The sequence below is a fragment of the Streptomyces sp. NPDC020898 genome (genome assembly GCF_044333925.1).
In the GTDB taxonomy this organism is placed as follows: domain Bacteria; phylum Actinomycetota; class Actinomycetes; order Streptomycetales; family Streptomycetaceae; genus Streptomyces.
On record NZ_JBIRRV010000007.1, the window covers coordinates 389460 to 410778 of the forward strand.

Here is a 21319-nt window from a genome sequence, read left to right on the forward strand (position 1 = left end):
GGCCGGTGACCGGCAGGAAGGCTTGGAGGGAGGCTTCCTGCCGGACCGGGCGGGACAGGGCGACCCGGCGATGGCCCAGGGGGGAAGTGGCCGTGCCGGTGCCTCGGAGGCGGACTTCGGAATGAGAGATGAGTCCGGGAAGAGCGGCTCGCACCGCTGCGGATCCGGCGCCACGGATCCGGGGAAACCACGAGAGTTGTAAACCTGAGGGACCGTCAACGTCAAGGCATGGAACGGAAGTTGATGCGCCCGAGTGAAATCTCCGTGCGCCTCTCGATCCTGACACCGGCGCCGGCACCGACCCTCGGAGAACCCGCGAGAGGGCCCGCGAACGGCCCTCGGACACCCCCGAACAGCCCTCGATCACCCCGTGAAGTCACAGGTGGCGCATAATCCGCACCCTTTTTCCACAACTCCCTTGACCCTCCAAAGTAACCACGGGTAACTTCCTCGGCGGCTACTGGTGCGTAACCGTGAAAGCCCTTGCAACTGCCGGGAGTTGCGAGGAGGCCTACGCCCCAGCCGCTGTCCGCGCCAGGACAACGCGCCACTGAAGCCCGACCAGCATTGACGCATTGACTATGCACTTGGGAGCAGCCATGGCCTCGTCCTCGGACGTCTCGTCGTCCGCCGGATCCAACCCTGAGCAGCCGGGAAGCGGTAACGCTTCCGGGGGCTCCGGGGGTGCGGGATCCTCCAACGTGTCCCCGTTCTTCGAAGGCGCCGGCAAGGGCGCCGAGCGACGCGGCCGGGTCCGTGGCCGCCGCGCCGCCATCATGGCGGTGCCGGCCACCCTGGTCGCCGCCACCCTCGCGGTCCTGACCGCGGAGGGCGCCCTGGGTGTCCAGTTCGCCATCTCCGGCATGCCGTTCACGGTCACCGCCACCGAGATGAACGGCACCGGTTTCGAGCAGTTCGGCGGCCTCGACCACATGATCGAGAACAGCCCGAACGAGGGCGACACCGGCGGCCAGGTCCTGGTCATCACCACCGCGATCAAGAACGCGACGATCACCAAGCTGTGCCAGAGCGTCGACCTGGGCGGCATCAACCTGCTGATCAAGGCGGGCGGCAACGGCACTCCGGTGTCCGCGACCGACCTGACGCTCGACGGCACCGAGCAGTCGGGCGACGCGTCCTTCAGCAACATCGAGATCGGCAACGACGCCAGCACGCTCACCAAGGCGGGCGTCAAGGGTCCGGCCGGCGTCTTCAGCCAGCAGGCGGACACCATCCGCATCGCCAACCTGCGGTCGACCAACTACGCCACCACGGCAGCCGTGTTCAAGCTGCCCGGGCTGAAGCTCAGCTTCAGCCAGACGGGTTGCTGATGTCCGGCATCAAGCAAGAGGGGGTGGGGCCCGCCTTCAGAACCTGGCGGGCCCACCGTCCGTTCCTGGGCGGGCTGCTGCTCACCCTGGGCGGGGTGGAGATCCTGCTCACCGTGAAGATCTCGCTGAAGCTCGTCGTGCACCTGGGTATGCAGGGCCTGGCAGGCTATCTGCTGCCGGCGCTGATGGTGGTGTGCGGTCTGTTGATCCTTTTCAACCCCGCGCAACGCCTGTTCTACTCGATCGTCGGCATCATGCTGACGCTGGGCACCTGGGTCACCTCGAACCTCGGTGGCTTCTTCGTGGGCCTCATCCTGGGAATCGTGGGCAGCTGCATGGTCTTCGGCTGGCTACCGGACCAGGAACCGCGTGTCAGCCGCCGGCAGCGGCGTAAGAACAGGCGACAGGCCAAGGCCGCCATGGCGGACCCGAACGCCACGGAATCCACGCAGAGCACAGCAGCGGACGGCGGTCAGGAAGGCACCGACGGCAGCCTGCGCGGCTCGATGCGCTCCTCCACCGCCGAATCCCCCTCACACCTGACGACATAGGCACCCCTGCCCGGCAACTCCGCTACTGCCTCGACGAGTTCGGTCCCTCGGTAGACGAGACCGACCCCGTCGTCGGTGCAGTGCGCGGTGGGCAGGGTGCCGTCGGCAACCAGCCGGTGGATCAGCGGGCGGCGGCCCGCGTCACTGTCGTAGTGCACCCCGTTGCCGTACGGCAGGAAGCCCAACGCGTCGGTGAGCGGCCGGAGTTCGAGGCCGAAGGAGTCGGTCGCGCCGCCGCTGAACCAGCAGAGGGAGCCCGCGCTCACGCCGCTGAGCACCACACCGGCCTCCCAGGCACGCCGCATGATCCGGTCGATGCCGTGCACCCGCCACACCGCCAGCAGGTTCGCCACCGAGCCGCCCATGACCCAGACGACGTCCTGTTCGAGCACCGTGCCCTCGACGTCGTCGAAGTTGGGCATGGGGAAGAGCTGCAAGGGCGTGAGGTCGAAGCCCGCGACCCGGGCGGCCTCGCCCATACGAGCCGTGAAGTGCTCGGCGTCCCCGATGGCCGTACCGACGTACATGACGCGCGGTCGGCGGCCGTGGGCGCCGGAGAGGTCGACGGCGTGATGCACGAGGGCATCGAAGGACACCATGGTCCGGCCCCCGGTGCGGTGTCCGCCGGAGGTCGCCAGGATCGTCGGTTCGGAAGCGGCCACGCAGATGATCTTACCGATCGGCGACGGGCTCCCGTGGGGCGACCGTGAACACGACCGCCGCGATCAGAAGGTGCCAGGTTCCGGTCCGTTTTGGAGCACAACCTCACAGCCCTTTCCTTCGTCACACATAACAGTTGCCACTTTGCGCAACTGTGTGACCAGGGCAACACGTGAGAAGGGCACCGATGACCACCAGCACCCGCGGGCGGACCGTACCCCCGCGACACCGGTCCGCCGCGGGCACCCGGCGGCGCAAGCCGGGTCGCCGTGGTCGGCTGGCACTGGCGATTGTCCTCTCGCTCCTGCTGCTCGCCGCGGCCGGCGCCGGCTGGGTCTATCTGAAGCTGGACGGTGACATCAAGACCTTCGACTCGGGCGGCCTGTCGAACGACCGCCCGCCGGCGGGCTCGTCGAAGGGTGAGAACGTCCTGGTCATCGGCTCGGACGCGCGCAACGACGGCAACGCCGCGCTGGGCGGCGGCGACGTGAACGACATCGGCCGGTCGGACACCGCGTTCCTGCTGCACGTCTACGCCGACCACAAGAACGCCGTCGCGGTCTCCATACCCCGCGACACTCTGGTCACCATCCCGCCCTGCAAGCTGCCCGACGGCCAGTGGACGACCGCGCGGCGGGACATGTTCAACTCGGCCTTCTCGGTCGGCGAGACCGCCAAGGGCAACCCCGCCTGCACCCAGAACACGGTCGAGAGCATCACCGGTCTGCGCGTCGACCACACCGTCGTCGTCGACTTCAAGGGCTTCGCCGCGCTGACCGACGTGGTGGGCGGGGTGAAGGTCTGCCTCCCCCAGAAGCTGTACGAGCGTGACCTCAAGCCCAAACTCCCCACGCGCGGCAAGCTGCTCTTCGACAAGGGCGAGCAGGAGGTCTCGGGGCAGAAGGCGCTGGACTACGTCCGGATCCGGCACGGCATCGGCGACAGCTCCGACATAGGCCGGATCAAGCGCCAACAGGCCTTCGTGGCAAGCCTGATGAAAGAGGTGAAGAGCAACGGTCTCACCCCGACCAAGCTGCTCCCCCTCGCCGACGCGGCCACCAAGTCCCTGACCGTGGACGCCGGTCTCGGCTCCGCCGACAAGCTGATCTCCTTCGCGATGTCGCTGAAGAACATCGACCTGCACAACACCAAGTTCGTCACCGTCCCCTGGCGGTACGAGGGTTCACGCGTCGCGATCGTCGAGCCGGACGCCACTGACCTCTGGGCCGCCCTCAAGGCCGACCGCACCCTGGACGGCAAGGACGCGAGCGGCAAGAAGAAGGCCTCGCCGAGCGCCCTCCCCACGGCCACCCCGACTCCCGTGTCCGGCAAGGGGATCACCGTCACCGTCTACAACGGCACCACCGTCACCGGCCTGGCCGCGACGGCCGCCGCCCAACTGACCCGCAGCGGTTTCACGGTCACCGGCACGGCGACCGCGAGCAGCCAGGACCACGCGACCACGGTCATCGAGTACGGCCCCGACCACAAGTCCGAGGCCCGGACGGTGGCCCGCGTCTTCCCGGGCGCGGCCCTCCAGCCGGTGCCGGGGGCGGCCGTCAACGTGGTCGTCGGCGAGTCGTACAAGGGCGGCTCCACAGCCTCACCGCAGCCCACCGCGCTCCCGAAGGAGGTCGCCGAGGGAGCCCGCTCGGCGGACGACAACCCCTGCTCGAACCTCAGCTACGGCTGAGCCTCGGTGCGGTCGGTCAGCCGTCCGACCAGTAGCCGTACGACGGTGACGATGTCCGGGTCGTCGACGAAGTACACCTGCCGGCGCCCTTCGCGCCGCGACCCGACGAGACCGGCAAGTTTCAGTTTGGTGAGGTGCTGGCTCACGGCGGGCAGCGCCCCGCCGACCCGCTCGGCGAGCCCGGTCACATCGCTCTCGCCCTGCGCCAGCACCCACACGATGTGCAGCCGGGCGGGCGAGGCGAGCAGCCCGAACGCCCCGGCGGCCTCCGCCAGCACCTCGGCGGACGGATCGTCGCAACCAGAGCTGCCTGCACCTGTTCCGCCTCTCACCACCGGCCCAGTTTAGGCCGGTGCGGGCCCCGTGCTGCGCCGCACGATGAGGTGGGCGGGGATGACGGTGACCAGGGCGCCGGAGTCCGTGCCCGGCTCCGCCCGGCCGTCGATCCGCGCGAGGAGCAGCCGCAGCGAACACGTGCCGATCTCCTGGAAGTCGGTACGGATCGTGGTGAGCGGCGGCAGCAGATGGGCGGCCTCCGGGATGTCGTCGTAGCCGACGACGCTGACGTCGTCGGGGACCCGGCGGCCGGCCTCGTGGAAGGCCCGCAGCGCGCCGAGCGCCATCTGGTCGTTGGAGGCGAAGACGGCGGTGACGTCCGGGTCGCGGGCGAGCCGCCGGCCCAGTTCGTACCCGGAGTCGGCACTCCAGTCGCCGACGAACGGCTCGGGAACCTCCGCGCCGGCCTCCTGAAGCGTCGCGCGCCAGCTCGCGGCCCGGCGTTCGGCGGAGGTCCAGCCGGCCGGTCCCGCGATGTGCCGGACCGTGCGGTGGCCCAGGGCCAGCAGGTGTTCGGTGGCCGCGCGTGCGCCGCCCCGGGAGTCGGCGGTGACCATCGGGGTGTCGTCCCCGAGGGCGTTGTCCATCACGACGAGGGGGGTGTCGAGGTGGGCCTCGGCGAGCGCCTTGCCGACCCGTCGCTGCGGGGCGATGGCGATGACCCCGTCGGCGCCCTCCGCCGACAGCCGGTCCACGGCCTGGACGACGGTGTCCCGGTCGGCGGTGTCGAGGGCGATGGAACTGATCAGGTAGCCCGCGGCCTGGGCGGCGGTGTTGATCGCGGTGAGGGTGGAGGCGGGCCCGTAGCGGGCCGCGTCGAAGGAGATCACCCCGAGCATCCGGGTCCGGCCGCTGGCCAGGGAGCGCGCACTGCGGCTCGGGCGGTAGCCGAGCGACCGCATGGCCTCCAGCACCGCTTCCCGGGTCTCGGCGCGCACCGCCGGGTTGTCGTTGAGCACGCGCGAGACGGTCTGCTTGGAGACACCGGCCAGCCGCGCCACGTCGTCCATCACCGGGCGCGTTCCCGCGAAGTTGCGTCGGCTGCGTCCCTTGGGAACGGCGCCGCCACTGGCACTTCGGGTCATTTTGGGGGTGCTTCCTTCTGCCTCGTCCCGTGGCGGTCGTGCCCCGCCCGGCTGGCCCACAGGATAGGCCGCCGGGCGGACGACACCACCGGCCGGGGAGCTACACGGTGATCACTTGAGTCCGGACGGTGACCCACTCGACACGCGCGATCCCGGCCTCGCCCGCCGGCACGGGCACGGGCAGGTACACGGGCGCGTCAGCGCCGAACGGCAGCACCCTCACCCGCAGCCCGCCGGCGGCACGCAGGGCCTCGTCCGGCAGCCGGTCGAGGCCGATGTCCCAGACCCGCCCCGCGAAGAACTGGTCGGCGACCAGCGTGTCCCCGACGTACGCGCGGGCCACGTCGCCGGTCCAGTGGATCCGCAACAGCGTTCCGGCGCGCGGGAGGTCGTCCGGTACGTCGATGAGGTACTCGGCGGCCACGTCCTCGAAGTCCTTGTCGGCGGGCGCACTGGCCCGGTCCAGCACCCCGGTGACGGTGCCGGGGGCGGGTCCGGCGGCCCGGACGAGGGAGACCCCGAGGATGCCGGAGCCGCGGTCGTCGCTCGTAGGGAGCGTGTATCGGGTGAACACCCCGTCGGCGGCGACTCCCACGTTCTCCCCGGGTGCCCGATCGGGTGCGGGCAGCACGGCGAACGACGTCTGAGCCGCCGAGCTGTGCACCCGTACCTCCCCGGCCGGCTCGTCGAAGACGATCCCGTCCGCGTCGCCGCACAGGATCAGCCGTTCGGCTCCCCATGCCACGCCCCGGTAGGCGGTACGGGCCGTCGCCGCGTCCAGCACCAGCAGGCCGACCTGTCCGCCGTCCACCGTGCCGACCTCGACGAGAGCGTCGGTGCCGGGCCGCAGCCCGGTGACGAGGAAGCGTCCGTCGGCGGACACGACCTGTCCCATGGGGGTGTGCACATACCTCAACGTGCCGATGTCCAGGGCCAGTTCGACGGGAATACCGTCGGTGGCGGCCAGCACCAGGACGGTACGTCCGCCGACGTCGACCGTGCACACCGGCTGGGCGGTGGCCCAGTCGAGCCGGAGCCCGGCCACGTCGAGCCGTAACGGCCAGCAGAAATAGGCACCCTGAGGAACCGTCACCGGCGCGCTGGGCAGCGTCAGTTCGGGCCCGTCCGGGAACCGTACGGTGAACGACGTGTCCGGATGATCCGGCAACGGCTCGTGCGGCTGATGGTTGTTGACGAAGAGGAGACCCGAGTCCCCGTCCCCGCGCACGGCCCACCGCAGTGTCTCCCGGTCGCCCTGCCCGGCGGGCTGCCGCTCGGGCAGCACGGACTCCATGGGTGCGATGCGCTCGCCGAAGTCGGCCAACAGCAGGTGCTGGAGGCGCAGTTCGTCGTACGAGGGCCGGTACTGGCCGTACTCGCCGAGCGGCGCCTGGAAGTCGTACGTCAGGACGGGGAGGTCGTTCGGGTAGCCGGTGGCGTGGGACTCCTGGAGGGTGGTGAACTCGCCCGCCGGGTTCGTGCCGCCGTGGAACATGTAATAGCCCTGCCAGACCGAGCCGCAGCCGATCTTCGTGAGCCCGAGCGCGCCGATGTCGGCGGCGTCGACCCCCGGCCGGCGGTGGTAGGCCACGGCCATCCCGCCGCCCAACTCGCAGGTGGCCCAGGGGAATCGGTCGGTCGGCGCCGGTTCTCCGCCGCGCACGTGCGTCGGCCGCAGATCGGCGCCGATGCCCTCGTCGTCGCGCTGGTGGGTGAAGAAGAAGTGCTTGCGGCAGGTGTCGGGCCAGCCGCCGTCCCACTCGGTCCAGAAGGTCTCGGTGTAGCCGCCGTACAGCGGAAGCAGTTCGTCGGGCGGGAGTTGGACCCCGCCCCAGGCGGTCGAGGTCCAGAGCGGGGCGCTCAGCCCGGCCTCCTGCGCCATCAGCTTGAGGGTGAGGAGGTGATGTGGCTGGTCGTACAGCTCGTTCTCGATCTGGATGGCGACGATCGGGCCGCCATGTGCCCGGTCGAGCCCCTTCAACTGCCCGGCGACGGCCGCGAACCAGCCGCGTACGGGTTCCAGGTAGGCGGGGTCGTCGGTGCGGGGCGCGTCGGTACGGGCGAGCAGCCAGTCGGGGAGGCCGCCGTTGCGCACTTCGGCGTGGCTCCAGGGCCCGATGCGCGGGATGAAGTCGAGGCCGTGGCGGGCGCAGAGTTCGGCGAAGCGGCGCAGGTCGCGGTCGCCGTCGAAGCGGATCCGGCCCTCGGTCTCCTCGTGGTGGATCCAGATGAGGTAGCTGGCGACGGCCGTCACCCCGGCCGCTTTCATCTTCAGCAGCTCCTCCTCCCACTCCCGGGCCGGGTAGCGGCTGTAGTGGAACTCGCCGGAGACCGGGAACCAGGGGCGTCCGCCGCGCGTGAACCAGCGGCTGGTCACGTCGATCGGGTCGGCGACTCCCGGTGCGTCGGTGAAGGGGAGGTGCCCGGTGAGCGGGGGCCCGGCGGGCGTGGGGACCCGGAGGGAGTGGTGGGTCACGGCTTCACCGGTCCGAGGTCGGGGGTGTCGGTGAGCAGGGCCTGTACGGACGTGGTGGCGTTCAGTTCGAGGAGCAGCAACTCGTTGGTGCCCGGGCGCAGTACGGGCGCGGGCACGTACAGGGTGCGCTGCGGTCCGCGGTTCCAGTAGCGGCCGAGGTGGAAGCCGTTGATCCAGGCCTGGCCCTTGGTCCAGCCGGGCAGCGACAGGAAGGTGTCGGCAGGCGTCCGGACCTCGAACGTGCCCTGGTAGAAGGCGGGTTGGGCAGCCGGGGCCACGTCGGCGGGGGCGAAGGGCAGCGCGCTGAGGTCGTCGAGGGTGAGGGGGTGGCTGTCCCAGCCGTGCAGGGCGGTGCCGTTGAAGGTGACCGGCCCGAGGAGCCCCTTGGGCGAGCCGATGCGCGGCCCGTAGTTGACCCCGCCCATGTTCTCCACGAGCACGTCGACGGCCGCCCCGGCGAAGGGAATCCGCACGGGCAGCGTCTCGTCGTGCCGCTCACGTTCGAGTACGCCGACTGGGGCGCCGTCGACGAACACCTGCGCCCGGTCGCCCACGCCGCCGGCGAAGTGCAGCAGCCCGTCGCCCGCTGCGGGAGCGGTGGTGCGGTAGAGCACGTACCCGGCGCGCAGTCCCAGCTCGTCCATCGTCAGCGGGGCCTCGGTACGGACGGACTTGGCGAGGAGCCCCACGTTCGGCAGCAGAGGCGCACACTGCCCCAACTCGACGCCGGTAGGCGGGAGTTTGACGCTCGGCGCGGGAACCGGCTCGTCGGGGACGGGTGCGTGCCGCGCGATGACCTCGCGGAAGGCGTGGTACTTCGGTCCGGGGTCGCCGTTCTCGTTGAGGGCGGCGTCGTAGTCGTAGGACGTGACCATGGGCTGGTAGGCGTGGTCGTGGTTGGCGCCGTTGGTGAAGGCGAAGTTGGTGCCGCCGTGGAACATGTAGATGTTGACGGACGCACCCGCCGAGAGCAGCCGGTCCAGGTCGGCGGCGGCGTCGGCCGCGTCCCGGGTGTGGTGCTCCTCGCCCCAGTGGTCGAACCAGCCGATCCAGAACTCCGCGCACATCAGGGGCCCTTCGGGCTGATGTGCCCTCAACTGCTCCAGTGACGCGCCGACTTTGCTGCCGAAGGTGCCGGTGGTGAGCACTCCGGGGAGGCTGCCCGCCGCCAGGTGCTCGGGGTTGGCCTGGTCGCAGGTGAAGAGCAACTCCCCGATCCCGCGCGAGCGCAGAGCCTCCGCGAGGTGTTCGAGATACGCGCGGTCGTCGCCGTACGCCCCGTACTCGTTCTCCACCTGGACGGCGATGACGGGACCGCCCGACTCGGCGAGGTAAGGCAGCAGCGGCGGCAGCAACAGATCCAGATAGCGGTCGATGGCGCCCGTGAAGCGGGGGTCGCTGGAGCGCAGCCGGATGTCGGGGTCGGTGGTGAGCCAGGAGGGCAGCCCGCCGCCGTCCCACTCGGCGCAGATGAACGGGCCGGGCCGCAGCAGCACGTGCAGCCCCTCCGCCTTGGCCAGCCTCAGATAGCGCGGCAGATCGAGGATGCCGTCGAGAGCGAGGGTGCCGGGCTCGGGCTGGTGGAGGTTCCAGGGGACGTACGTCTCCACGGTGTTGAGGCCCATCAGCCGGGCCTTGCGCAGCCGGTCGGCCCACTGGTCGGGATGGATGCGGAAGTAGTGCATCGCGCCGGAGATGATCCGGAACGGTTCGCCGTGCAGCAGGAAACCGTCGGACCTCGTCGTCAGAGCGGGCATGCGGGGGCTCCCCTTCGGTACGTGGCTGACTCGTCCCCGCTCCGGTGCGAGGACGGCTTCCATGTTACCGGTAACATAAGAGCCGTCAAGATCCCCCGAGGCCTTTCGCCCCGGGGGATGCGCAAGGGAGTCGGCGGGATCAGCCGCCCGCGCCGAGCGACCAGGTGGGAACACTGCCGGCCAGTCGACAGGCGAGGAAGTACAGCGGTATCGGCGGGGTGTACGGGGAATCGTCCTCGGGGCTGTGGATCAGCCGGGGCCGGGCGGACGGGGACGCCGGCCGGGTGCGCGTCCAGGACGGGTCGGCCAACTGGGCGCCGACCGCGTATCGGGTGCTCGGCGGCCAGGTGACACCGAGATGGGAGCCGGACGGGACGATCCACCACCAGCGCTGGTCGTCGGCGAAGACACAGCCGACGCGGGGCAGGCTGTCCATGATCCGCTGCCCGTGTTCCCGGGGCGTACTCACGGCGTCACAGCCCAGGCCGGCGGTCAGCCGCGCGGGCAGGACGAGGCGGCCGGGGCGCTCGCGCGGGAGCCTGGTGGAGGAGAGTGCGTGGAGCGGGCGGGGAGGGACGTGGGTTGCGGAGTGGAGCGGGCAGGGCGCGTGGGGCGACTGGGGCGAACAGGTGACCGGGCTGTGCGGGCTGTGCGGGCGCTGGTCAGAAGCGGGAGTACGGATAGTGCGGCGCGGTTGTTCCATACGGTCCATGTGAGGCGGTTCCTTCGGCCGAGTGGGGGACGGGCCGGGTGTGGTGCGGGGCCGACGCGGGCCAGGTGGCGGGTGCGGCGGCCTTGGGGGTGCGGTCGGCGGGCGGAGCCGGAGGTAAGGCGGCCGCGGGTCTGACCGGGGCCGGTGCGTCGGGCGCGGCAGGTGCGCCGGTTATGTCAGGCACGGCGGGGGCACTCCCGGCAGGAGCTGTCGTCCCGGCGGGAGCTGCTGTCGTCCCGACCGGCACCGTGGTCTCGACCTGCACCGCGACCTCGACCGGCGCCGTCGGCCCGCCGACCTCCGTCGGTTCGTCCCGCTCGTCGGGAAGTTCGGCCCAGACGACGCGCCCGGACCCCTGCGGGGCGTCCCTGACGCCCCAGTCGCTGCTCACCATGCCGACCAGCAGGAGTCCGCGTCCGCACTGTTCGTCGGGGCCGGGCACCCGCTGGGCCGGCAGGGTCCCGCCGCGGTTCTCGTCCTCGACCTCTATGTGCAGCCGCCCGGCGGTCAGGCGCAGCCGGCACACGATCTGCTCGCTGGCGGTGTGGGTGAGGGCGTTGGTGACGAGCTCGGAGGTCACCAGGAGGGCGTTGTCCGAGGTGTCGGCGCCGACACCCCATGCGTCGAGCAGTTCGCGCACTCTGCGGCGGGCGGCGCCCACGGAGGCGGGAGTCGCAGGCAGACCGAACATGCCCGACTTCACGAACACGTCCGACTGCGGAGAGTAGTCGGCGTGGCCGCCGATCCTGCCCCGGGGCAGTCGGCCGAGTGGCTGGGGGAGGGAGGGCGGAGCCATCGCCGTTCGCCTTTCGTCTGCCTGCGCACCCTGGCCGGTGCGACGCCGCCCGAAGTGATCAACGAGCAGGTCAACCCGCCTCACAGCAGCACAGGTTGCGACCCCTTCTCCCCCAACTGGGCCGTTCAGTCTCGTCGTTCACCGTTTTCGGGACGGTACGAACACTGTGACACCTGACAACAACGCCTCGCAACCAGCAAGTTGAAATTTGCAATTTGTGCGGTGCATGCTGCTCCGGTCGAAAGATGATCGTGACAGACTGCGACCCTGAGCCCGGTGTGAGGGGGTAGGTGTGACCGCGGAGACCGACTGGGGCGGCGCCCCCTCCGTCCTGCGCATGATCCTCGGCAGGCAGTTGGAAGAGCTGCGCACGCGCGCCGGTCTCACGTACGAGGACGCGGGCGCGGCGATCGGTGTCAGCCACTCCACGATCCGCCGGATGGAGTCCGCCAAGGTGGCGCGGCTGCGTCTGCCGGACGTCGAGAAGCTGCTCCAGACGTACGGGGTGACGGACCAGCAGGAGATCGACACCTTTCTGAAGTCGGTCCGCGAGGCCAACAAACGCGGCTGGTGGCACAACTACCGGGACGTACTGCCGGACTGGTTCGCCGCATATCTGAGCCTGGAACAGGCGGCGTTGCAGATCCGTGCGTACGAGGCGCAGTTCGTGCCGGGTCTGTTCCAGACGGCGGACTACGCGCGTGCACTGCTGGGGGCCGGCAATCCGCACGGCTCGTCCGAGGCGACGGACCGGCGGGTGGCGCTGCGCCTGCGGCGCCAGGAGCTGCTGACCCGCCCGGCGCCGCCGCGGGTGTGGATCGTGATGGACGAGACCGTGCTGCGGTGGCCGGTCGGCGGTCCGGAGGTGATGCGCGCGCAGATCGACCATCTGATCGCGATGAACGCGCTTCCTCATGTGACCTTGCAGATCATGCCGTTCGGCAACGGTCCGCATCCGGCGATGCGGGCCGGAGCGTTCCATCTCTTCCGGTTCAGGGCACCCGAGCTGCCGGACATCGTCTACCTGAGCGGTCTGGTCGGCGCGGTGTATCTCGACAAGGGCGACGACGTCGTCGTCTATCGCGAGGCTCTGGACCGGTTGGGCGCGCAGTCGGCGCCCGCCAGAAAGACCGAGGCCCTCCTCGGTGCGATTCGCAAGGAGCTCTGACATGCACCACCCCACACACCCCCATCACCCGGTACACAGCCACTCCATACGCAACGGCATGCCCGCCCGTGAACTCGGTTCACGGGGCTGGTCCAAGCCATGGAGCGACGACGCGGGCGGCGCCTGCGTCGAAGTGAAGAGGCTCGCCGACGGCCGGGTCGCCGTCCGCCAGTCGACCGATCCCGACAGCCCCGCGCTGGTCTTCACCCCGCACGAGATGACGAGTTTCCTGGCCGGCGTGAAGGCGGGTGCAGCAGACTTCCTGCTCTGATCAACCGAACTGCCTTGTTTCTACTGAGACCTGACACAGACTCACACTCAGACTCACCACGTGAATGGGAGGGGCGGCGTGCCCGAGAACGGATGGCCGGCCGACCGGATCGACACGGAGAACGCACACTCCGCTCGGATCTACGACTACATCCTCGGCGGTAAGGACTACTACCCCGCCGACAAGGAAGCGGGCGACGCCATGTCGCACGAGTGGCCCGCCCTGCCGATCCACATGAAGGCCAACCGCGACTGGATGAACCGCGCGGTGGCCTACCTGGCCAAGGAGGCCGGGATACGCCAGTTCCTCGACATCGGCACCGGCATCCCGACCTCCCCGAACCTGCACGAGATCGCCCAGTCGGTGGCCCCCGAGTCCCGGGTGGTCTACGTCGACAACGACCCGATCGTCCTCACCCTCTCCCAGGGCCTGCTGGCCAGCACACCCGAGGGCCGGACGGCGTACATCGAGGCCGACTTCCAGCACCCGGAGGCCATTCTCGACTCCCCCGAGTTCCGCGAGACCCTCGACCTGGACAAGCCGGTCGCCCTCACGGTGATCGCGATCGTCCACTTCGTCCTGGACGAGGACGACGCGGTGGGCATCGTCCGCCGGCTCCTCGACCCCCTTCCCTCGGGCAGCTACCTGGCGATGTCCATCGGCACCGCCGAGTTCGCCCCGGAGGAGGTGGGCCGGGTCGCCCGCGAGTACAAGGCCCGCAACATGCCGATGCGCCTGCGCACGTTCACGGAGGCGGAGGAGTTCTTCGAGGGCCTCGACCTGATCGAGCCGGGCATCGTCCAGGTCCACAAGTGGCTGCCGGACGCGGACAGCGGCGAGGGGATCAGGGACGAGGACATCGCCATGTACGGGGCGGTGGCCCGGAAGCCGTAACCCCGGGCAGCACCTGCGGCCCTGGCGGCCCTTCCCTCCGGCTCCGGAGGGAAGGGCCGCCGGTCATTCGGGCTGGGGTTCGAAGTCCCAGTACGGCCGCTCCCCGCGCCGTACGGCGAGGGTGAAGGGGCTGTCGGCACCCAGGCTCTCGACCAGTTGCCCCAAGGTTTCCTGTTCCAGCCGCTCGGCGGCATCGATCTGACGGAGCGAGCGCAGATGGGCCGCGAGCGCCGCCTTGCCCATCAGGGTCAGCGGGTGCGCGCTGCCCACCGCCCGGGCCGACCGCTCCATGCAGTCCCGGCTGTAGCCCGCGGCGCCCTCCGAGTCCCCGACGAGGCTGCGGGCACCGGCGACGTTCAAGGCGCAGCCCAGGGTCCAGGGGTGGTCGGCTCCCATCGCCGCGGTCATCCCGCGCAGGGCACGCTCGGCGATACGCAGGGCCTCGTCCGGCGGCGGTGCGGGTCCAGCGGGCGGTGTGGGCCTCGGCCGGCCGCCAGAGGGCGCGCGGCCGCAGCTCGCCCATCCCTCCCGCCGCCCGGAGGGCCTGCCCGAGCGCGGTGATCACCTCCTGGGCACCCCGGTGGATGTCCCACAGGGACAACAGGCACTCGGCGAGCAGCGGGGCCGTCTCCGGATTGAGGGGTACGGCGCGCAGAGCCCGTACGGCGTCCCAGAGGTCCCGGATACCGCCCTCCCGTTCGAAACGTGCCAGCCGCGCGCGGGCCACCGCCGACACCCGAGCCACCTCGGAGACTAGATCGTTTGCTTGTGTGATCATCTCGACACCGTCGATGTCACCGGGCTGGAACCGGCGCAGCACCCTGCGGGGTACGTCGGCGAAGGGCTGCGGCAACCGTCGGACGGACGGCGTTTCCGCGGCGATGCCGGCCTCGTCCTCCCCGTCCGCCCCGTCGTCGATGTCCCCCATGTCCTCCCTGTCGGTTTCGGCGGGCCGGACCGCCGCGCCGAAGATGTGGCCGGCCAGCACCGCCGGGAAGTTCTGGGCGCGTCGTCCCCATACCCGTTCCAGATAGCGCGAGCTCTGCTCCAATACCGCGCGGGCCTCGTCGAGCTCGAGTCGACGCAGCAGCAAATCCCGTACACCGGGGATGAATTCGCACCAGGGGCCGTGACCGTCACGCTCGGCCTCCAACGTCACCAGCAGGTCGCTGAACAGCACCTCGGCCAGTTCGGCCGGGCTGGTGCCGGGCAGCAGGGCGCGCTGGACGAGCTGCATCACGGGGTACGACAGCGGGGCTGCCGAGAGGCAGACCGCGAGGCGGCGGGAGGCGGCGGTGCGGAAGTCCTCGACCAGCTGTTCCGGGGTTCGGTCGGGGCGGGGACGGGGTGCCGTTCCCTCGTCCGCGGGCCCGACCCGGGCCACGGAGGCCGTCAGCGCGTCCCCGGATCGTTCCGACAGCAAACGTTCCCAGTCGCTGAGCGCGGCGGAGGCCGGCGGGAGGACAAGGACCGGCAGAGCCTCTCCGGCTCCGGGAGCCGGGTCGCGGAACGGCCGGAAACCGAGACTCCCGCCGGGTCCCGCCGTGCGCCGCAGGGTGCCGGGTTCGGTGGGCAGCAGGGTCTGCGGCCACAGGCGGGCGGGCAGCGGCTGTACGACGGCCAGCGGGCCCGTGCGCAGTCCGCGGCGGAGCAGCCGCTGGGCGACGCCGTGTCGCCACAGTGGGCCCGAGCAGTCGCTGAGCAACAGGGTGACGGTCCGGCCGCCCGGGTCGCGCAGACCGTCCGCCGGGGCGAGCCACTCGCTCCCGCCCGGCACAGCACTGCGGCTCCGCCGTCGGGGTGCGGACGCAGCCGGTGGACGGTCACCGGCCGGAAGGCGCCGGACAGTTCGCAGGCGAGGCGCAGTTCTCCAGGGTGCGTTCCCAGGCGCCCGCCCATGGACGGTGAGTCGTCGACGAGCAGCTGCATCCGGGCCTGCCGGCGCCGGTCGGCCCGGAGGACCGGCAGGGCACAGTCCTCGACGGCGCTCGCCTGGGCGGTGCGGGACTCGTCGAGCGGGCCGTCGTCGCGGGGCCGGCGGCAGCCAACCCTGGAGGGGGCGCAGTGCGTGCCCGAGGGACAGCCGGTCCGGAAAGGCGGACGCCATCGGTACGAGGATCTCGGCGCCCGGCGCGTCGTACGACTGGGTGCCCTCAACGCCATCGCCCCTCACCTCGTCGTCCGGTTCAGTGGGCGTATGAGTCAGTCGGCGAGGTGGGCCCGGGTGCCCGGTTCCTCGTCCTGGGCCTGGCGGGAGAGGTAGACGGCGTTGAGGAGCTGGTCGGCCGCCCGTTGTTCGCCCAGGCCTGCGGTCCAGGAGCCGGGCGATGACGTCGGCGTGCTGCTCGGCCGCGTCCTCGCCGAAGTGGGCGCGGACCATCGCGGCGAGCCGGTCCCCGTCCGGGGGTTCCAGGTGGAGGTGGACGCAGCGCCGCAACAGCGGTACCGGGACGTCGCGTTCGCCGTTGCTGGTGAGGACGATGAAGGGGAAGGCGTGGCAGCGGACGCGGCCTTCATGGACCTCCACGGGGCGGCCGTCGTGTCGCGGATCCGTACCGACGGGCTGTGTTCGGCGATCCTCTCCAGTTCGGGGATACCGAACTCGCCCTCCTCCAAGGCGCTGAGGAACTCGTTGGGCAGGTCGATGTCGCTCTTGTCGAGTTCGTCGACGAGCAGCACCCGGGGTCGTGCGGTGGGCAGCAACGCGGTGCCCAGCGGGCCTGGTTGGAGGTAGCAGCCGATGCCGTGGGCGAGTAACCCGGCGTCTCCCGGCGGCTGTTGTTCAGAGGGCCCAGCTGTCTCCGTGTCCTGCGACTGTCGGCGCGGGCGGGTGATCTGGAGGTCCTGGAGGCGGCCCAGGGCGTCGTATGTGGAGAGCCCGTCGGCCAGTTGGGTGCGGCTGACGATGGGCCAGTGCAGTACGCGGCCCAGGCCCAGTTCGTGTGCCACGGCGTGGGCGAGTGTGCTCTTGCCGCTGCCCGGTTCGCCGGTGACGAGCAGCGGGCAGGGCCGGGAGCCGGTCGACCCCGTCGTGCGGCTGTCCTGTGCCTCGGCGGATCAGCCACTCGTTCACGTCACACTCCTCGGTGCAGGACGGGCGGGGCAGCCTGACCGCCAGGGAGAGGCGGGGAGATGGGCAGATGGATCGGCCGGCTCCCGGGTCCGAAACGGGAACCGGAGGTGCCTTTTCCCCTTCCCTTCGCCCTCCACACGGGCAATCCTTCTGACACTACCCACCCATCCGCCCACTGCTTCCACCTGGTTGCTCACTTGACTACCAGGCGTCACATCCGATTGGCTCCGCCCCAGCGAAAGTCGGACAGTCAGTGCACGTCGGCCGACGATCGCGCAGATTTCGCCGTACCCATTCCCCGTCTCGTCCCTCTCCTCCTCGGCCGCGCAGCGAGGTGCCGCACCCTCATGAACACACCCCCCGCCTCTTCCGGTTCCGCACGATCCGCCCGCGCCACGGCTGTTGCCGCCGGCGTGGCCGCCGCATGTCTTCTCGCGGCCGGCTGCTCGGGCTCCGGCTCCGGCGGTTCGGACTCCGCCAAGGGCACCGGCGTCGCCGGCACCCCCCGGCTCAAGGTCGCCCTGATCACCCACGGAGCCAAGGGCGACGCCTTCTGGGAGCGCGTCCAGAAGGGCGCGCAGGCCGCCGCGGCCAAGGACAACATCGAGCTGACGTACGCCAGCGACCCCGATGCCGCCGCCCAGGCCGACCTGGTGCAGGACGCGGTCAAGAACAAGGTCGACGGTATCGCCGTGACCCTCGCCAAGCCGGAGGCCATGAAGGCCGCGGTCTCGCAGGCGAAGGCGGCGGGGATACCCGTCGTCGGCCTGAACTCCGGTATCGACGCCTGGCGTTCCGCGGGGTTGCTGGAGTTCTTCGGCCAGGACGAGAGCACCGCGGGCCGCGCGCTCGGCGACAAACTGGACACGCTCAAGGTCAAGCACACCCTCTGCGTCATCCATGAGCAGGGGAACGTCGCCCTGGAGGCGCGCTGTGCCGGCGTGAAGAAGACGTTCGCCGGCGAGACCGAGAACCTGTACGTGAACGGCACCGACATGGACACGGTGACCGCCATCGTCGCGGCCCGGCTGAACCAGGACCCGACCATCGACGAAGTCGTCACGCTGGGCGCGCAGTTCGCGCTCGCCGCGGTGAAGTCGGTCGACGAGTCGGGCAGCAAGGCGAAGATCGCCACCTTCGACCTCAACGACGACATCGTGAACGCCGTCAAGAGCGGTGACGTGCAGTTCGCCGTGGACCAGCAGCCCTACCTGCAGGGATATCTCGCCGTCGACTCGATCTGGCTGTACAAGTCCAACGGCAACTTCAGCGGCGGCGGATCCGCTCCCGTGCTCACCGGGCCCGCCTTCGTGACCAAGCAGAACATCGCCGACGTCGCCGCGTTCTCGGCCAACGGCACCCGCTGACACCGCCCTTGGACGCGCCCGCGGATCCCTGCCACAACCTCCCTCCGCTTCCCCTCCGCCCCGCTCCCGAACCCATCTGCGCAGCAATGGCCGTACAACGGCTGCGCCAAGGTTTGGGGGCTCACGGTGCGTACGTTCACTTGTACGGATAGCATCCTGCGGACCCTGCCGTGTTCCGCTTCTGCTCCGCTTTCACCATTCTTCTGTCCCTTCCGCCCATCGCTGATCGCCCTAGGACGACGATGCCTCCACGCAAAGGTGCCCGGCGCCGTCTCGGCTCCATACGTCTCTCGCTGATCCTGCTCGCGCTGGTCCCCAGCGTCACCCTCGCCGCCATGTGGGGCGTGACGACGATTCAGATGTTCTCCGAGGGGCTGGCCCTGCGGGACCAGACGGGGCTCAGCAAGGCGACGGGTGCCATGGGCACCGATGCCACGCTGGCGCTGCAGAGGGAACGCACGCTGTCGGCCCAGTGGCTGTCCTCGCCCAAGGGCGACCGCACCGCCCTGGACGCGCAGCGCCAAGAGACGAACGCGGCGGTCGCGAAACTGGTCGGTCAGACCAAGGCGATCCAGGAGGCCCCCGACCGTATCGGGGAGCGGATGTACTCGGTCATCGCGGCGACGGGCAGCCTGGAGTACTACCGCGGCCAGGTCGACCACCTCACCGACATCTCCGCCCAACAGGTGGTGGACCAGTACTCGTCGATCATCCGCAACCAGATCCAGGCCTTCCAGGAGCTCTCCCAGGTCGACGACGGCGACCTCACCTCGCAGGCCGGCCCGCTCGTCTCGCTGGAGCAGGCGGCCGAACTGGTCGCCCAGGAGGACTCGCAGCTCGCCCTGTCCTGGCCCTCGGGCCGGTTCGACCAGAAGCAGTGGGAGGCGTACGTCCGGCTGGTCAGCGCCCGGCGCTGGGTCGTCGAGGACCAGCTGATCCAGTCGCTGAGCGGCACGGCGAAGACCCGTACCGAATCGATCCTGCAGGGGTCCGCCTGGCGGACCCTGACCTCCATCGAGGACCAGGTGCTCGCGTCGGGTACGCCCGGCGGCGGCACCGACCAGAAGATCACCCTGCCCGACAAGCAGAAGCAGTGGTCCGCCGCGATGGACGAACTGAGCGTCCAGTACGGCTCTCTCATCCACGACGAGACCAGGGGGCTGCTCAGCCGCAGCGCCGACGAAGCGCGGTCGCTGCTGATCAAGGCCGCCTCGCTGAGCGCCGGCGGATTCGTCGCGCTGCTGCTGTGCATCGTCCTGTCCTGGCGCATCACCCGGTCCCTGTCCCGTCGGCTGCGCGGACTGCGCATGGCCACCCTGGGCCTGGCCGAGGAACGGCTGCCGGACGTGGTCGCGCGGCTCAACCGGGGCGAGAAGGTCGACGTCGAGTCGGCGACCCCGCCGCTGGACTACGGCCACGACGAACTCGGCCAGGTGGCCCACGCGTTCAACGCCGCGCAGCGCACCGCCGTACACACCGCGGTCGAACTCGCCGACACCCGGCGGGGCTTCCAGAAGGTCATCCTGGGCATCGCCCGGCAGAGCCAGAACCTGGTCAACCTCCAGCTCACCAAGCTGGACGCGCTGGAACGCGCCCACCAGGACCCGGAAATTCTCAAGGGGCTGTACGAACTCGACTCCACGGCCAGCCAGTTGCGCCGCTACGAGGAGAACCTCGTCATCATCAGCGGCGAGCGGCCCGGCCGCAGCTGGACCGAACCGGTCGCGCTGATCGACATCCTGCGCAGCGCCGTCGGCGAGGTCGCCGAGTACCAGCGCGTCGAGGTGCAGACCGAGGAGGAGGTGTACCTCGCGCCGCCCGCGGTGGCCGACGTCATCCACCTGCTGGCCGAGCTGATCGACAACGCGACCGCCTACTCCCCCGCGCCCAGCCCGGTGGGCGTACGGGCCGCGATGGTCGCCAAGGGGCTGGCCATCGAGATCGAGGACCGCGGCCTGGGGATGTCCGAGGAGGACTACGCGTCCTTCAACGAACACCTGGCCCAGGCCCCGCAGTTCGACGTGGTGGCGCTCGCCGACGACCTGCGGCTCGGCATGTTCGTGATCGCGCGCCTCGCCGTCCGGCACGGCATCCACGTCACGCTGCGCTCCTCGCCCTACGGCGGTACGACGGCGATCGTACTGATCCCGCACGATGTCGTCGTACGTGAACTCACCGCGCCGGACGGGAAGTGCCCGGCCGCGATGGACGCGTCCGGCGAGGCGCCCGCACCCCTCGCGTCGGAGCGTCTGTCGCACGAGCGCATCCGGGAGACGGTGCCCGTCGTGACCCGGACCCGGACGGCCGACGCCGTTTCCGCTCCCCGCCCCGCCGCCCTGGCCGGGGCGGCCCGGAGCGCCGGGCGGGGCGCTGATCAGGGCACCGACCGGAAAGCCGAAGCGGGCGGCGGCGGCACCCGCAAGGGCGGGCTCACCCCGTTGCCGCGCCGGGTGCCGCAGACCAGCCTGGCCGCCGAACTGCTGGAGGACACCGAGGGCGACGGTACGTCCGAGGACGGGTTCGACGAGTTCTCGGCGGAGCGCGCCGCCAACTCGCTGTCCGGTTTCCAGCGCGGCACCCTCCAGGCCCGTGACGACGACGCCGAAGAGCAGTACGACCATGGGGAGGACACCGCGCTTCAGGAACCTGGTGCACAGCTCCCCGCCGCAGGCACTCCAGTCACCTCGACGCCGCCCGCAGACCGCTGATGAAGGACAGAGAAATGACACGCCCCACCCCCGCCACGCACACCGAGCTCGACCAATTGCTCACCGGACTCGTGGACCGGGTAGCCGAGGTGAACCACGCCGTGGTGCTCTCCGAGGACGGACTGGTCGTCAGCAGGTCGACGGCGTTCCTGCGCGACGACGCCGAGCGCCTCGCGGCGACCGCGTCCGGGCTGATGAGCCTCAGCAAGGGCGTCAGCATGGACTTCCGCGGCGGCCCGGTGCGCCAGGCGCTGATCGAGATGCGCAACGGCTACCTGATCCTCACCGCGGCCGGCCCCGGGGCCCATCTCGCGGTGCTGACCAGCCAGGGCGCGGACGTCGGTGTGGTGGCGTACCAGATGAACATGCTGGTGAAGAAGATAGGTGAGCACCTCAGCGCGGCCCCGCGCGCCGGGGTCTCCGGCGCGGCCGGCGAGTGAG

Annotated in this window: 17 protein-coding genes and 2 pseudogenes; 9 read left to right on the forward strand and 10 right to left on the reverse strand. The window is 70.6% G+C overall.

Annotated elements, in window-relative coordinates; all coding sequences use genetic code 11:
• The first annotated feature begins 599 nt into the window (after positions 1-599).
• Both ACH4TV_RS24160 and ACH4TV_RS24165 read left to right on the forward strand, forming a co-directional pair.
• The gene (locus ACH4TV_RS24160) at positions 600-1331 is read left to right on the forward strand and encodes a DUF6230 family protein (protein ID WP_398401359.1); all 732 of its coding nucleotides are present in this window, start codon (positions 600-602) and stop codon (positions 1329-1331) included.
• A complete protein-coding gene (locus ACH4TV_RS24165) occupies positions 1331-1882 on the forward strand; it encodes a DUF6114 domain-containing protein (protein WP_398401633.1) in 552 nt (183 codons plus the stop codon). The genes ACH4TV_RS24160 and ACH4TV_RS24165 overlap by 1 nt, the downstream gene beginning before the upstream one ends.
• On the opposite strand, the gene ACH4TV_RS24170 is transcribed toward ACH4TV_RS24165, so the two are convergent.
• The gene (locus tag ACH4TV_RS24170; RefSeq protein ID WP_398401361.1) at positions 1804-2544 is read right to left on the reverse strand and encodes a Type 1 glutamine amidotransferase-like domain-containing protein; all 741 of its coding nucleotides are present in this window, start codon (positions 2542-2544) and stop codon (positions 1804-1806) included. The genes ACH4TV_RS24165 and ACH4TV_RS24170 overlap by 79 nt on opposite strands.
• A 185-nt stretch (positions 2545-2729) precedes the next feature.
• On the opposite strand from ACH4TV_RS24170, the gene ACH4TV_RS24175 reads away from it, so the two are divergent.
• Positions 2730-4235, forward strand: coding sequence for an LCP family protein (locus ACH4TV_RS24175; protein WP_398401363.1), 1506 nt, complete (start codon positions 2730-2732; stop codon positions 4233-4235).
• Here ACH4TV_RS24175 and ACH4TV_RS24180 read toward each other — a convergent pair.
• The 6 genes from ACH4TV_RS24180 to ACH4TV_RS24205 form a co-directional block, all read right to left on the reverse strand.
• The gene (locus tag ACH4TV_RS24180; protein ID WP_398401635.1) at positions 4226-4567 is read right to left on the reverse strand and encodes an ArsR/SmtB family transcription factor; all 342 of its coding nucleotides are present in this window, start codon (positions 4565-4567) and stop codon (positions 4226-4228) included. The two genes, ACH4TV_RS24175 and ACH4TV_RS24180, sit on opposite strands and share 10 nt — an antisense overlap.
• A gap of 12 nt (positions 4568-4579) precedes the next feature.
• A complete protein-coding gene (locus ACH4TV_RS24185) occupies positions 4580-5656 on the reverse strand; it encodes a LacI family DNA-binding transcriptional regulator (protein ID WP_398401365.1) in 1077 nt (358 codons plus the stop codon).
• A 100-nt stretch (positions 5657-5756) separates the two neighbouring features.
• Positions 5757-8132 carry a beta-galactosidase gene (locus ACH4TV_RS24190; protein ID WP_398401367.1) on the reverse strand — a complete coding sequence of 792 codons (2376 nt, stop codon included), beginning with the start codon at positions 8130-8132 and terminating at the stop codon, positions 5757-5759.
• A complete protein-coding gene (locus ACH4TV_RS24195) occupies positions 8129-9889 on the reverse strand; it encodes a beta-galactosidase family protein (RefSeq protein ID WP_398401369.1) in 1761 nt (586 codons plus the stop codon). Before ACH4TV_RS24195 ends, ACH4TV_RS24190 begins: the two co-directional genes overlap by 4 nt.
• 139 nt (positions 9890-10028) lie before the next feature.
• Positions 10029-10358, reverse strand: a complete 330-nt coding sequence (locus tag ACH4TV_RS24200) for a hypothetical protein (RefSeq protein WP_398401371.1) — start codon at positions 10356-10358, stop codon at positions 10029-10031.
• A 193-nt stretch (positions 10359-10551) separates the two neighbouring features.
• Positions 10552-11397 carry an ATP-binding protein gene (locus ACH4TV_RS24205; protein ID WP_398401373.1) on the reverse strand — a complete coding sequence of 282 codons (846 nt, stop codon included), beginning with the start codon at positions 11395-11397 and terminating at the stop codon, positions 10552-10554.
• Positions 11398-11689: 292 nt separating this feature from the next.
• Between ACH4TV_RS24205 and ACH4TV_RS24210 the strand changes: the two genes are divergently transcribed.
• From ACH4TV_RS24210 to ACH4TV_RS24220, 3 genes are all read left to right on the forward strand, one after another.
• The gene (locus tag ACH4TV_RS24210) at positions 11690-12565 is read left to right on the forward strand and encodes a helix-turn-helix domain-containing protein (protein WP_398401375.1); all 876 of its coding nucleotides are present in this window, start codon (positions 11690-11692) and stop codon (positions 12563-12565) included.
• Between the two features lies 1 nt (position 12566).
• On the forward strand, positions 12567-12836 hold the full coding sequence (locus ACH4TV_RS24215; protein WP_398401377.1) for a DUF397 domain-containing protein: 270 nt from the start codon (positions 12567-12569) through the stop codon (positions 12834-12836).
• A gap of 78 nt (positions 12837-12914) precedes the next feature.
• The gene (locus ACH4TV_RS24220; RefSeq protein ID WP_398401379.1) at positions 12915-13730 is read left to right on the forward strand and encodes an SAM-dependent methyltransferase; all 816 of its coding nucleotides are present in this window, start codon (positions 12915-12917) and stop codon (positions 13728-13730) included.
• A 63-nt stretch (positions 13731-13793) separates the two neighbouring features.
• Here ACH4TV_RS24220 and ACH4TV_RS24225 read toward each other — a convergent pair whose 3' ends face one another.
• The 3 genes and pseudogenes from ACH4TV_RS24225 to ACH4TV_RS24235 form a co-directional block, all read right to left on the reverse strand.
• Complete coding sequence (locus ACH4TV_RS24225; protein WP_398401651.1) at positions 13794-14138, reverse strand: hypothetical protein; 345 nt, start codon at positions 14136-14138, stop codon at positions 13794-13796.
• A gap of 616 nt (positions 14139-14754) precedes the next feature.
• Positions 14755-15837 (reverse strand): annotated as a pseudogene (locus ACH4TV_RS24230) (SAV_2336 N-terminal domain-related protein); the annotation flags it as partial.
• A gap of 95 nt (positions 15838-15932) precedes the next feature.
• Positions 15933-16791 (reverse strand): annotated as a pseudogene (locus tag ACH4TV_RS24235) (AAA family ATPase).
• A gap of 359 nt (positions 16792-17150) precedes the next feature.
• Between ACH4TV_RS24235 and ACH4TV_RS24240 the strand changes: the two are divergent.
• The 3 genes from ACH4TV_RS24240 (at position 17151) to ACH4TV_RS24250 (ending at position 21318) form a co-directional block, all read left to right on the forward strand.
• The gene (locus ACH4TV_RS24240) at positions 17151-18170 is read left to right on the forward strand and encodes a substrate-binding domain-containing protein (RefSeq protein ID WP_398401380.1); all 1020 of its coding nucleotides are present in this window, start codon (positions 17151-17153) and stop codon (positions 18168-18170) included.
• A 242-nt stretch (positions 18171-18412) separates the two neighbouring features.
• Positions 18413-20878, forward strand: coding sequence for a nitrate- and nitrite sensing domain-containing protein (locus ACH4TV_RS24245; protein ID WP_398401382.1), 2466 nt, complete (start codon positions 18413-18415; stop codon positions 20876-20878).
• Between the two features lie 14 nt (positions 20879-20892).
• Complete coding sequence (locus tag ACH4TV_RS24250; RefSeq protein ID WP_398401384.1) at positions 20893-21318, forward strand: roadblock/LC7 domain-containing protein; 426 nt, start codon at positions 20893-20895, stop codon at positions 21316-21318.
• Position 21319 lies beyond the last annotated feature (1 nt).